This window comes from Stutzerimonas zhaodongensis (genome assembly GCF_003696365.1).
GTDB classification, from domain to species: domain Bacteria; phylum Pseudomonadota; class Gammaproteobacteria; order Pseudomonadales; family Pseudomonadaceae; genus Stutzerimonas; species Stutzerimonas zhaodongensis.
The window spans coordinates 1047699-1060763 of record NZ_RFFM01000001.1; the positions used below are offsets into that span (position 1 = coordinate 1047699).

The following is a 13065-nucleotide window of genomic DNA, read 5'->3' on the forward strand; positions in this document are numbered from 1 at the left end:
CATCCACCCTACGAGCTCTGACGGTCACGTCTGTCCGAGAAAATCCTTGGCGAAACGCTGCAGTACCCCACCAGCTTCGTAAACACTGACTTCGGCAGCCGTGTCGAGACGGCAAGTAACCGGGACGCGAGTGTGCTCTCCGTTCTTATGATGTATGACCAACGTCAAGTCGCAACGCGGCGACAACGCCCCTTCAATATCGAAGGTTTCAGTGCCATCGAGGCCAAGGGTCAAGCGAGTGGTACCGGGCTTGAACTCCACCGGCAGCACGCCCATGCCCACCAGGTTGGTACGGTGGATACGCTCGAAGCCTTCGGCGACGATCACCTCGACACCCGCCAGGCGCACGCCCTTGGCTGCCCAGTCACGCGATGACCCCTGGCCGTAGTCGGCACCGGCCACGATGATCAGGTTCTGTTTGCGCGTCATGTAGGTTTCGATCGCTTCCCACATACGCATAACCTGGCCTTCCGGCTCGACGCGTGCCAAGGACCCCTTCTGCACCTTGCCATCGACGACAGCCATCTCGTTGACCAGCTGCGGGTTGGCAAAGGTAGCCCGTTGGGCGGTCAGGTGATCGCCGCGGTGGGTAGCGTAGGAATTGAAGTCCTCTTCCGGCAGGCCCATCTTCGCCAGGTACTCGCCGGCTGCCGAATCCAGCAGGATGGCGTTGGACGGCGACAGGTGATCAGTGGTGATGTTGTCCGGCAGGATCGCCAACGGACGCATGCCTTTCAGTGTGCGCTCGCCAGCCAACGCGCCTTCCCAGTAAGGCGGACGGCGGATATAAGTGGATGTCGGCCGCCAGTCGTACAGCGGGCTTTCGGCCTCCTCGATGGTCCCCAGATCGAACATCGGGATGTAAATCTGCTTGAACTGCTCCGGCTTCACCGAAGCGGCCACGATGGCGTCAATTTCTTCGTCGGACGGCCACAGATCTTTCAACGTAACCGGGTTGCCATGCTGGTCGGTGCCCAACACGTCCTGCTCGATATCGAAGCGCACGGTACCGGCGATAGCGTAAGCAACCACCAGCGGCGGCGAGGCCAAGAATGCTTGTTTGGCGTACGGATGGATCCGCCCGTCAAAGTTACGATTGCCGGACAACACTGCCGTGGCGTACAGGTCTCGCTCGATGATTTCTTTCTGGATCACCGGGTCCAGCGCGCCGGACATGCCATTACAGGTGGTGCAGGCGTAGGCAACGATGCCAAAACCGAGCTTTTCTAGTTCGCAAAGCAGTCCTGCGTCTTCCAGGTACAGCTTGGCGACCTTGGAACCTGGGGCGAATGAAGTCTTGACCCAGGGCTTGCGAACCAGCCCCAGCTCATTGGCCTTCTTTGCCAGCAAGCCGGCGGCTACCACGTTGCGCGGATTAGACGTATTGGTACAGCTTGTAATCGCAGCGATGATCACGGCACCGTCGGGCAGTAGACCTTTGGCCTCCTCTGCACGCGCCGCCGCTAACATACTGTCGTCAGCAATGCCGCGCTCGTGCAGAGCCGATGTCGGAAGGCGCTTGTGAGGGTTGCTGGGGCCGGCCATGTTGCGCACTACGCTGGACAGATCGAATTCAAGCACACGCTCGTATTCGGCACCTTCAAGTGCCGTCGCCCATAGGCCGGTTTCCTTGGCGTACTGCTCTACGAGCGCAACCTGCTCCGGCTCGCGACCGGTCAGCTTGAGGTAATCAATGGTCTGCTGATCGATGTAGAACATCGAAGCGGTGGCCCCGTATTCCGGGCACATGTTGGAGATGGTTGCGCGGTCGCCGATGGTCAGGCTGTCGGCGCCTTCGCCGAAGAACTCGACCCAGGCTCCGACCACACGTTCCTTGCGCAGGAACTCGGTCAACGCCAGGACGATATCGGTAGCAGTGATGCCAGGCTGACGCTTGCCGGTCAGACGTACGCCGACGATGTCGGGCAGACGCATCATCGAAGGCAGGCCGAGCATCACGGTTTCAGCTTCCAGGCCGCCGACGCCGATGGCGATGACACCCAGCGCATCGACGTGCGGCGTGTGCGAGTCGGTACCGACACAGGTATCCGGGAAGGCCACACCGCCGCGGGCCTGGATCACCGGCGACATCTTTTCCAGATTGATCTGGTGCATGATGCCGTTGCCGGCCGGAATCACATCGACGTTTTTGAAGGCCGTCTTGGTCCACTCGATAAAGTGGAAACGGTCCTCGTTGCGTCGCTCTTCGACGGCGCGATTCTTTTCGAACGCGTCCGGATCGAAGCCCGCAAACTCGACGGCAAGTGAGTGATCGACGATGAGCTGAGTCGGCACCACTGGATTGACCTTAGCCGGATCACCGCCCTGCTCCGCAATGGCGTCGCGCAGCCCTGCCAGGTCGACCAGCGCCGTCTGACCGAGGATGTCATGGCAGACCACACGAGCCGGATACCAGGGAAAGTCCAGATCGCGTTTACGCTCGATGATCTGCTTCAGCGAATCGGTCAGCGTTTCGGGCTCACAGCGACGCACCAGCTGTTCAGCCAGGACGCGGGAGGTATAGGGCAGCTTGTCGTAGGCCCCCGGCTGAATGGCTTCGATCGCCTCGCGGGTATCGAAATAGTCAAGCCCAGTGCTTGGCAGAGGTTTGCGGTGTTCTGTATTCATGCCGGAATAACTCAATCCAGTGATGTTCTGTGGGGCGAGGTTCGGGGAGCCCGGCGATGAGCTCCCCAGCGCCGGTCAACGCTGGCCGATCGGGGCAACCTTGCGCTGCTCCGGACCGATGTACTCGGCACTCGGCCGAATGATCCGGTTGTTGCTGCGTTGTTCGAACACATGGGACGCCCAGCCGGTAACGCGCGAGCAGACAAAGATCGGCGTGAACAGCTTGGTGGGAATGCCCATGAAGTGATAAGCCGAGGCGTGGTAGAAGTCAGCGTTGGGGAACAGCTTCTTCTGCTCCCACATGGTTTCGTCTACAGCAACCGAAACCGGGTACAGCACGGTGTCACCCACTTCATCGGCGAGCTTCTTGGCCCAGACCTTGATCACTTCGTTCCGAGGGTCGGACTCGCTGTAGATCGCATGGCCGAAGCCCATGATCTTGTCCTTGCGCTCGAGCATGCCGAGGATCGCTTCACGGGCTTCCTCCGGACTTTTCCATTGCTGGATCATGTCCATCGCCGCTTCGTTGGCACCGCCGTGCAGCGGACCGCGCAGCGAACCGATGGCACCGGTCACGCAGGAATAGAGATCGGACAAGGTCGAGGCGCAGACGCGCGCGGTGAAGGTCGAGGCGTTGAACTCGTGCTCGGCATAGAGAATCAGCGAGACGTTCATGACCTTGACGTGCAGATCGCTCGGCTTCTTGCCGTGCAGCAGCGCAAGGAAATGACCGCCCAGCGTGTCTTCGTCGCTGATGCAGTCGATGCGAACACCGTCGTGGGTGAAGCGATACCAGTAGCACATGATCGCCGGGAAAGCCGCCATCAGCCGCTCTGCCACCTCGCGCTGCTGGTCGAAGCTGAGTTCCGGCTCAAGCGTGCCAAGCACGGAAGAGCCAGTACGCATGACATCCATTGGATGGGCGCCTGCCGGAATGCGCTCGAGCACCTCCTTCAGCGCCTGCGGCAGTTCACGCATGGTTCTGAGGCCGCTCTTGTAATCGGCCAACTGCTGGGTATTCGGCAGCTCGCCGTAGAACAGCAGGTAGGCCACTTCTTCGAAATCGCAGTCGGCGGCCAGATCACGCACGTCATAACCGCGATAGGTCAATCCGGCGCCGGTCTTGCCGACGGTACACAGGGCGGTCTGTCCGGCGATCTGCCCTCGCAGGCCGGCCCCGCTCAACACCTTTGCTTCAGCCATTGCTTTCTCCTTCTTGGATTTGTTCTGGATACTGCAATTCACGCTTTAACCGCTCATTTAAGCCCACCTACCGATGAGCCCTGGGCTCAGCTCTTCTTCTGGGCGAACAGCGCGTCGAGATGCTGCTCGAACGTGTGGTAATTGATCCGATCGTAGAGCTCCATACGGGTCTGCATGGTGTCGATCACATTCTTCTGCGTGCCGTCACGGCGCAGGGCGGTATAGACGTTCTCGGCCGCCTTGTTCATGGCGCGGAACGCGGACAGCGGATAGAGCACAAGCGAGACGTCGACACTGGCCAACTCTTCGGTTGTATACAGCGGGGTTGCGCCAAACTCGGTGATATTGGCCAGGATCGGCGCATTCACCCGATCGGCGAAGGTCTTGTACATCGCCAGCTCAGTGATCGCCTCGGGAAAGATCATGTCGGCGCCCGCCTCGATGCACGCAGCCGCACGATCCAACGCCGATTCAAGCCCTTCCACCGCAAGCGCATCAGTACGAGCCATGATCACGAAGCTGTCGTCGGTGCGCGCGTCCACGGCCGCCTTGATGCGGTCGACCATTTCCTGCTGCGAGACGATTTCCTTGTTCGGGCGATGGCCGCAGCGCTTGGCCCCGACCTGATCTTCGATATGGATCGCCGCAGCGCCAAACTTGATCATCGACTTGACGGTACGCGCGACGTTGAAAGCCGAGGAGCCGAACCCAGTATCGACATCCACCAGCAAAGGTAGATCACAAACGTCGGTGATGCGGCGCACGTCAGTCAGCACATCATCGAGACCCGTGATCCCCAGGTCCGGCAAGCCCAGAGAGCCAGCCGCGACGCCACCACCGGACAGGTAGATGGCCTTGAATCCGGCACGCTTGGCCAGCAGCGCATGGTTGGCATTGATAGCGCCAACTACTTGCAATGGATGCTCGCTGGCAACCGCATCGCGAAATCGCTGGCCGGGGGTAGGAAGTGTCATGCCTCACCTCTTGGTTTTGGGGTCTGTTGCTGAGCCGGCAGGTAGTGCCGCTCAATGTTTCGCTTGGATGCGCAGATATGCCGTCGCATCAACAACTCTGCGAGCTCGCCGTCTCGATCGGCGATGGCGTCGAGAATCCGGTGATGCTCTGCAAATGCCTGCCGCGGACGGTTAGGCGTTGCGGAAAACTGAATGCGGTACATACGCACGAGTTGATACAGCTCACCGCACAGCATCTGAGCGAGCGTGCGATTGCCGCTGCCCTGGATGATCCGGTAATGGAAATCGAAGTCACCCTCCTGCTGGTAGTAGCCCACACCAGCCTGAAAGGCTTCGTCACGCTCATGGGTGTCCAGCACACGCCTAAGCTCGTCGATATCCGCCTCGCTCATACGTTCGGCAGCCAGACGGCAAGCCATTCCTTCGAGCGATTCACGGATTTCATAGAGTTCGATCAGCTCCGCGTGGTTGAGCGAAACCACGCGAGCCCCTACGTGCGGCACTCGCACCAGCAACTTCTGCCCTTCAAGCCGGTGGATAGCCTCACGCAGAGGGCCACGACTTATGCCGTAGGTTCGCGCGAGCTCCGGCTCGGAAATTTTGCTGCCCGGAGGGATGTCACCACGCACTATGGCGGCTTGGATCGACCTGAAGACGTGCTCTGACAGCGTTCCACTATCGAGCTGGTCAGGCCGGGAGATTTCAAGGGCATCGAGCATATTGTTGACACCTACCTCAGTAATTCGCACAAGCTAGGTGCAGGCAGCCATCAAGTCAATTAATACGATGGTCGATTGTCGACAATCCGTCGTTTGCCATTCACATCATTCTTGTCGTGGCACCCTTGGTAGCGAGAGGCGAAGCCCGTGCTAGAATGCGCCGCTATGCCGCGCCTGGCGCCTGCTTGCCATGCCCAATCCAAGGTCGTATTACCGGCCGCACTTATCGACTCGACTCACTGGATCTATGCTCGCTAAAACCCGTTTCCTGTTGCTGTGCCTATTAAGTTGCCCACTTCTGGCCCTGGCCAATGAAAAAACCATATACGGCCTGAACGAGCATGTAGCACTCCCCGATTTTGGTATCGAGGTGCCGGCAAAACTCGACACAGGTGCACAGACTGCTTCGCTGAGCGCACGAGACATCGAGCGATTCAAGCGCGACGGCAAGAACTGGGTTCGGTTTTATCTTGCTCTCGACGAGGCTCACAGCCAGCCCATCGAATTGCCGTTACAGCGAATCAGCAAGATCAAGCGCCGTGCGGGCGACTTCGATCCAGAAGAAGAAAAAACCTATACGCCCCGTCCTGTCGTCGAGCTCGAACTGTGCATGGGAAAGGCAAAACGCAGCATTGAAGTGAACCTCACGGACCGAACTGCATTCCAATACCCACTTTTGATAGGTTCCGATGCGCTTGCTCGCTTCGAAGCCCTGGTAGACCCAAGCCTTAAGTACGCTGCTGGCAAGCCCGGCTGCATCATCGAATCAGACGCTGACGAGTAATTCCATGCGCGCCCTTACCCTGCACCTGAAAGTACTGATCTTCATACTCGTCACGCTCGGCATCGCGATTACCGCGTACCAGATCTTTATCCTTGGCATACCGGTTACAGAAGACGAAACCGATGATCTGTGGAACATCGACGCAAAAGTCGAATTCCAGGCTAATGCCCGTGAGCCGGTGAAGCTGCAGATGTATGTGCCGCCGCTCAATCAGGAATTCGTCAGCCTCAATGAGAGCTTCATCTCCAACAATTACGGCGTGAGCATCAACCGAGCCGACGGCAATCGTCGCGTCACCTGGTCCGCACGACGCGTCAACGGCAACCAGACGCTTTACTACCGACTGGTCCTGACTCGCCGCTACAGCGGCGAGCAGACCAAGGCGACCGGCCCGATCTTCCGCGACAGCATTCCGGTCGAGGGCGCAGAAAAGATTGCCGCCGAAGCACTGCTCTCTCCTATACGCCAGCATTCTGCTGACGTGGAAACCTTCATCAGCGAAGCCATCAAACGTGTCAACAATGCCAATGATGACAACGTCAAGCTGCTGCTTGGAGGTGACTCGTCTACGCCTAACAAGGCTCGTGTGATCGAATTGCTGTTGTCGATTGCGCACGTCCCCATGGAGCGCGTTCACACCGTTCGCCTGCTTGCCGACATGGCACAGTCCCCGGAGCTCTGGCTGCGGAGCTATAACGGTGACAAATGGCTTTATTTCAACCCTGAAACCGGGGAGCAAGGCCTGCCCAAGGATCGTCTGATCTGGTGGACCGGAGACGCCCCGCTGCTGACGCTTGAAGGCGGGCGCAACGCGCAGGTGACCTTTACCCTCAACAGCAGCGAGATGAACGCAATCCGCCTGGCCAAGCTGACCGACGAGAATACCGACGCCGACTTCCTCGAGTACTCCCTGTACGGCTTGCCCCTGCAAACCCAGCAGACCTATCAGATCATGATCATGATTCCGATCGGCGTTCTGGTAATCCTGATCCTGCGCAACCTGGGCGGCCTGCAAACACTGGGTACCTTTACCCCGGTACTGATCGCCCTCGCCTTCCGCGAAACGCAAATCGGCTTCGGCATCATCCTGTTCACAATTATCACCGCACTCGGCTTGTCGCTTCGCTCGTATCTCGAGCACCTCAAACTGCAGATGCTCCCCCGACTCTCGGTCGTACTGACCTTCGTGGTGGTGCTGATCGCGGTGATCAGCTTGTTCAGCCACAAGCTCGGTCTGGAGCGCGGCTTGTCCGTGTCGCTGTTCCCAATGGTCATTCTCACCATGACCATCGAACGCCTCTCCATCACCTGGGAAGAACGCGGTGGCGGTCATGCATTCAAGGTGGCCGTCGGCACGCTGATCGCTGCGGCGCTGGCGTTCATGCTCATGAATATTCCGGAGCTGACGTACTTCATATTCACCTTCCCGGCAGTCCTGCTGATCATGGTCGGCTTCATGCTTGCGATGGGCCGCTATCGCGGCTACCGCCTGACCGAACTGTTTCGTTTCAAAGCCTTTTTGAAGGATTGAGCCATGTTCGGTCTAATCAAGACGTGGAAGGCGCTGGAAGCCAAAGGCATCATGGGCATCAACCGCCGAAATGCGGATTACGTGCTCAAGTACAACAAGCGCAACCTGTACCCGATCGTCGACGACAAGATCATTACCAAGTTGCGCGCCATCGAGGCCGGTATCGATGTACCCGAGATGTACGGTGTCATCGAGACCGAGCGCGATATCGAGAAACTCAAGGACATCGTCAAGGACCATACGGACTTCGTGGTCAAGCCGGCCCAAGGTGCGGGCGGTGACGGCATTCTGGTTATCGCTGATCGCTTCGAGGGTCGTTACCGCACCGTGTCTGGCAAGATTCTGACTCACGATGAAATCGAGCATCAGATCTCCAACATCCTTACCGGCCTGTATTCGCTCGGTGGGCACCGTGATCGAGCGTTGATCGAATACCGCGTGACGCCAGACCCGATATTCAAAAGCATCAGCTATGAAGGCGTTCCGGATATCCGCATCATCGTGCTGATGGGTTACCCGGTAATGGCCATGCTGCGCCTGCCGACTCGCCAGTCAGGCGGCAAGGCCAACCTTCATCAGGGCGCAATCGGGGTCGGTGTGGATCTGGCCACTGGCATCACGTTGCGAGGCACCTGGCTGAACAACAAGATCAGCAAGCATCCGGACACCACAAACGCGGTGGATGGCGTTCAGCTTCCGAACTGGGACGGCTTCATGAAGCTCGCGGCGGGCTGCTATGAACTGTGCGGTCTGGGCTATATCGGTGTCGACATGGTACTTGACCAGGATAAAGGCCCCCTCATCCTCGAGCTCAACGCGCGGCCTGGCCTCAACATCCAGATTGCCAATGACTGCGGCCTCACCCACCGCGCGCATGCTGTGGAAAACAGGATTGCCGAGCTCAAGGATCAGAACCTTCAGGAAACGCCCGGAGAACGTGTACGTTTCGCCCAGGAGCTGTTTGGCCACATACCGGCCCACTCTTGAGCAAAAGGCCCGCCTTTCAACGTCGGGCCGCTCTTGGAACGTAAACCCAGATGACCATCTGTACAGTCCATCCACTTCCCTATCATCCCGACCCGGCGCACTGGTTCGAGCGCGTTCGAAAGGCGCCAGGAGCGATACTCCTCGATTCAGGCCGCCCCGTCGCCGAACGCGGCCGGTACGACCTGATTAGCGCCTGGCCCCAACAGGTTCTCGAGCCGAATGTTGATGAGTCTGGAACGGCTTTCTTCACGCGGCTCCGAAGCGCCCTGCACGCATTGGGCACTGCCGAGCCCCCTGCACAGCTGGAATTGCCATTCACAGGAGGCTTGTTAGGTTTTCTCGGGTATGACTTCGGTTCACGGCTGGAGCGATTACCTGTTACGGCTGTACAGGACCTGGCGCTACCTGCAGCCCGGTTCGGCTTGTATGCCTGGGCACTGGTTACAGATCACCATCGCCGGGCGGCTCACCTGATCTTTCACCCCCGGCTTGAGATGGTTGAGCGCGCGCGCCTGATCGAGCTATTCGAACGCGAAAGCCTGCCAGATCCCGCAACATTCAGTCTCACCTCCCCCTTTTCAGCTGATACGGACCGCGATGGTTACAAGCAAGCCATCGAACGGATCCATGATTACATTCAGGCAGGCGACTGTTATCAGGTCAATTATGCCCAGCGGTTCCGCGCTACCTGCGCAGGCGATCCGTGGGAAGCCTACCGTGCGCTTCGCGCTGCGTGCCCGACCCCCTACTCCGGTTATGTATCGGTGGAAAGCGGCGCCATAGTCAGCCTGTCCCCCGAACGCTTTATGCGACTCGCAAACGGGGTTGTAGAGACACGTCCGATCAAGGGTACGCGCCCGCGCCGGAGCAACCCGGACGAAGATCACATCGAAGCTCAGGCTTTGCAGAACAGTGCGAAGGATCGAGCAGAAAACCTGATGATCGTGGACCTGCTGCGCAACGACTTGGGACGCAGCTGTGAAATCGGTAGCGTGCGAGTGCCAGAGCTGTTCAAGCTGGAGAGCTACCCCAACGTTCATCACTTGGTCAGCAGTGTCAGCGGCACACTGGCAATCGGGAAAGACCCGCTCGATCTTCTGGAGGGCAGCTTCCCGGGAGGATCCATCACCGGGGCACCTAAGATTCGCGCCATGCAGATCATCGATGAACTGGAACCTACTCGGCGCTCAATCTACTGCGGTTCGCTGCTATATCTAGATGTACGGGGCGAGATGGACAGCTCCATCGCCATCCGCACCTTGCTCATACAGCGCGACGAAGTCACTTGCTGGGCTGGAGGTGGCATCGTGGCGGATTCGGACTGGGAGGCCGAACACCAGGAAACCCTCGACAAGGTGAGGGTGTTGATGGAAACGCTTGAGGCGCTCTAGCGGGATTCCATGACCAGGCTGGTCGACGCGACGGTGGATCTATACAACATGATCCACCAGTCGGCGTTCAGCCTGGCAACACTTCAGCGCATTAGAGCTGTAGCGCGCGATTTGAAGCCTTGAGGAATTCCTGCTTCAGCTCTGCGAAAGTATGCACAGCGGGAAACTGCGGGAACTCGCGAATCACGTTTTCAGGGGCATGGAAAAGGATGCCGGCATGCGCTTCGGCGAGCATGGTGGTGTCATTGTAGGAATCGCCTGCGGCGATGACGCGGTAATACAGGCTTTTCAAGGCAACGACTGATTGCCGCTTAGGGTCCTTCTGGCGCAGTTCATAACTGACGACGCGACCCGCTTCATCCGTGATCAAGCGATGACAAAGCAGCGTTGGAAAGCCCAGCTGACGCATCAGCGGCTGTGAAAACTCGTAGAAGGTGTCTGACAGAATCACGACCTGAAAGCGCTCGCGAAGCCAGTCGACAAATTCGACTGCGCCCTCCAGCGGCTTCAGCGTGGCGATCACGGCCTGGATGTCAGCCAGTTTCAGCCCATGCTCGTCAAGGATGCGCAGACGCTGCTTCATTAGCACGTCGTAGTCAGGAATGTCCCGCGTGGTCGCCCGGAGCGATTCGATTCCGGTGGCTTCGGCAAATGCGATCCAGATTTCCGGAACCAGTACCCCTTCCAAGTCAAGGCAGGCTATTTCCACGGGCTATTCCTCAGGTAGAAAAATTGAAGCGGCACTCTAACTACAAGGACAGACTGACGCAACGCAAGGGCTTATTCCCGAAGTTTAGGATTCACTGTGGCAAAGGTTATTTAGAGTCATAAAGCCTATTTGTTAACATCTGCGGCCAGTAGAGCGCCAAGCGCCCACCAAGGAAGTAGCCTGATGAGCCAACCAATTGAAGTAGCCGAGCTTGCAAACGCCTATGCTGGCAAATCCCCGCAGGACATTCTGAAACTGGCCTTCGATCTCTTTGGAGACGATCTCTGGATCTCCTTCAGCGGTGCGGAAGATGTCGTTTTGGTCGATATGGCCTGGAAGCTGAACAAGGGTGTGAAGGTTTTCAGCCTGGACACCGGACGCCTGCACAGCGAGACGTATCGCTTTATTGAGCAGGTGCGCGATCATTACGGTATTTCGATCGAGATCATGACGCCCGATCCTGCCCTGTTGCAGCCGATGGTCAATGAGAAGGGGCTTTTCAGCTTCTATCGCGACGGGCATGGGGAGTGCTGTGGTATCCGCAAGATTGAGCCGCTTCGGCGCAAGCTTTCAAACGTCCGCGCTTGGGCAACCGGCCAGCGCCGCGATCAAAGCCCCGGCACGCGCAGCCAGGTGCCGGTGCTCGAAATCGATAGCGCTTTCTCAACGCCTGAGCATGCCTTGTATAAATTCAATCCACTGGCGCAGATGACAAGTGAGGAAGTATGGGGCTATATCCGCATGCTGGAGGTGCCCTACAACAGTCTTCACGAACGTGGATTCATCAGTATTGGTTGTGAGCCGTGTACGCGTCCGGTGCTGCCAAACCAGCATGAACGCGAAGGCCGTTGGTGGTGGGAAGAGTCCACTCAAAAAGAATGCGGCCTGCATGCAGGCAATCTGATCGCACGGACTTGATACACAGCGAAGCTGCATCGCTGACGCCAAAGGCAATATCAATCTGGCGGCGGGTATCGATACCGAACCGGAGGACATCCGGCTCGGTATAACCAATTAGAAGGTGGGCAACTCGACGCTTTCGAACAACTGATCCACTTCAGCCTTGTTCTTGCACTGCACGGCCTTCTCGAGCATTTCACGATCAAGGTGCGGGGCGAACGTCTCGATGAAGTCACACATGAAACCTCGCAAAAAGGTGCCGCGGCGAAAGCCTATCTTGGTCACGCTCGACTCGAACAGTTCGCTCGCGTCCAGCACCACGAGATCAGGGTCCAGCTTGGCATCGACAGCCATTCGAGCGACGATCCCAACCCCTAGCCCCAACCGGACATAGGTCTTGATGACGTCGGCATCGGCAGCCGTGAATACCACCTTAGGGGACAAGCCCTTGTGGCTGAACGCCTCGTCCAGCTTGGATCGACCCGTGAAACCAAATACATAGGTGACGATGGGATGCTCGGCCAGGGCTTCGAGTGTGAGCTTGTCTAGCTTTGCAAGCGGATGGCCTTGCGGCACCACCACGCAGCGGTTCCAGCGATAGCACGGCATCATGACCAGGTCACCAAAGAGCTCCAGCCCCTCCGTGGCAATGGCGAAGTCCACGGTGCCGTCAGCCGCCATCTCCGCGATCTGCATAGGAGTGCCCTGGTGCATGTGCAGCGAAACGTCGGGGTATTGCTTGATGAACGCGCTGATCACTTGTGGCAAGGCATATCGGGCCTGAGTATGCGTAGTCGCAATGCTCAGCGTGCCGCGCTTCTCGTTGGAAAATTCCTGGGCGATTTGCTTGATGCTTTCGCACTTGCGGAGAATTTCACCGGCAGTGGTGATGATGCGCTCACCGGCCGGTGTAACCCTGGTCAGGTGCTTGCCGCTGCGCGCGAACACCTCTACCCCTAACTCGTCTTCAAGTAGTCGAATCTGTTTACTGATACCAGGCTGGGACGTGAACAGGCTTTGCGCCGTTGCAGATACATTGAGGTCATGATGCGCCACCTCCCATATGTAACGCAGTTGCTGAAGCTTCATAGAGATCCCTCAAAGGCCAGTGGCATCGAGCGCCACCACTTTTTATAACTACGTGCGCCAGAACTTGAGAAGTCTAGGCCATTTCCGTATGAACCGCCTGCGAGCGCCGCCCGGAAATCGCGGCCTTGATGGAGCTTAGCAGGCCAGCAA

General features: G+C 58.2%; 11 protein-coding genes. 5 read left to right on the top strand and 6 right to left on the bottom strand.

Going from position 1 to position 13065, the window contains the following annotated elements:
• Positions 1–24: 24 nt before the first annotated feature.
• From acnD to EA797_RS04805, 4 genes are all read right to left on the bottom strand, one after another.
• Complete coding sequence (gene acnD / locus EA797_RS04790; RefSeq protein WP_122164007.1) at positions 25–2628, bottom strand: Fe/S-dependent 2-methylisocitrate dehydratase AcnD; 2604 nt, start codon at positions 2626–2628, stop codon at positions 25–27.
• A 75-nt stretch (positions 2629–2703) separates the two neighbouring features.
• Positions 2704–3831 carry a bifunctional 2-methylcitrate synthase/citrate synthase gene (gene prpC / locus EA797_RS04795; protein ID WP_122164008.1) on the bottom strand — a complete coding sequence of 376 codons (1128 nt, stop codon included), beginning with the start codon at positions 3829–3831 and terminating at the stop codon, positions 2704–2706.
• An 86-nt stretch (positions 3832–3917) separates the two neighbouring features.
• Positions 3918–4805 (bottom strand): methylisocitrate lyase, encoded by an 888-nt coding sequence (gene prpB, locus EA797_RS04800; RefSeq protein ID WP_122164009.1) that lies wholly within the window; start codon positions 4803–4805, stop codon positions 3918–3920.
• Positions 4802–5524, bottom strand: a complete 723-nt coding sequence (locus EA797_RS04805) for a GntR family transcriptional regulator (protein WP_122164010.1) — start codon at positions 5522–5524, stop codon at positions 4802–4804. Before EA797_RS04805 ends, prpB begins: the two co-directional genes overlap by 4 nt.
• A gap of 247 nt (positions 5525–5771) precedes the next feature.
• Between EA797_RS04805 and rloA the strand changes: the two genes are divergently transcribed.
• Genes rloA through pabB form a run of 4 tightly spaced genes read left to right on the top strand, consistent with a single transcriptional unit; the run spans position 5772 to position 10217 of the window.
• The gene (gene rloA, locus EA797_RS04810) at positions 5772–6308 is read left to right on the top strand and encodes a retropepsin-like aspartic peptidase RloA (RefSeq protein ID WP_122164011.1); all 537 of its coding nucleotides are present in this window, start codon (positions 5772–5774) and stop codon (positions 6306–6308) included.
• A gap of 4 nt (positions 6309–6312) precedes the next feature.
• Positions 6313–7839 (top strand): osmotic stress tolerance membrane protein RloB, encoded by a 1527-nt coding sequence (gene rloB, locus EA797_RS04815; protein ID WP_122164012.1) that lies wholly within the window; start codon positions 6313–6315, stop codon positions 7837–7839.
• A gap of 3 nt (positions 7840–7842) precedes the next feature.
• Positions 7843–8826 carry an alpha-L-glutamate ligase-like protein gene (locus tag EA797_RS04820; RefSeq protein WP_122164013.1) on the top strand — a complete coding sequence of 328 codons (984 nt, stop codon included), beginning with the start codon at positions 7843–7845 and terminating at the stop codon, positions 8824–8826.
• A gap of 50 nt (positions 8827–8876) precedes the next feature.
• Complete coding sequence (gene pabB / locus EA797_RS04825) at positions 8877–10217, top strand: aminodeoxychorismate synthase component I (RefSeq protein WP_122164014.1); 1341 nt, start codon at positions 8877–8879, stop codon at positions 10215–10217.
• 91 nt (positions 10218–10308) lie between these two features.
• On the opposite strand, the gene thrH is transcribed toward pabB, so the two are convergent.
• Positions 10309–10926, bottom strand: coding sequence for a bifunctional phosphoserine phosphatase/homoserine phosphotransferase ThrH (gene thrH, locus EA797_RS04830; RefSeq protein WP_122164015.1), 618 nt, complete (start codon positions 10924–10926; stop codon positions 10309–10311).
• Between the two features lie 183 nt (positions 10927–11109).
• Here thrH and EA797_RS04835 point away from each other — a divergent pair, with 183 nt between their 5' ends.
• Positions 11110–11844 (top strand): phosphoadenylyl-sulfate reductase, encoded by a 735-nt coding sequence (locus tag EA797_RS04835; RefSeq protein ID WP_122164016.1) that lies wholly within the window; start codon positions 11110–11112, stop codon positions 11842–11844.
• A 96-nt stretch (positions 11845–11940) separates the two neighbouring features.
• Here EA797_RS04835 and cysB read toward each other — a convergent pair whose 3' ends face one another.
• Entirely contained in the window at positions 11941–12915 is a 975-nt protein-coding gene (gene cysB, locus EA797_RS04840) for an HTH-type transcriptional regulator CysB (RefSeq protein WP_122164017.1), read from the bottom strand.
• Positions 12916–13065 lie beyond the last annotated feature (150 nt).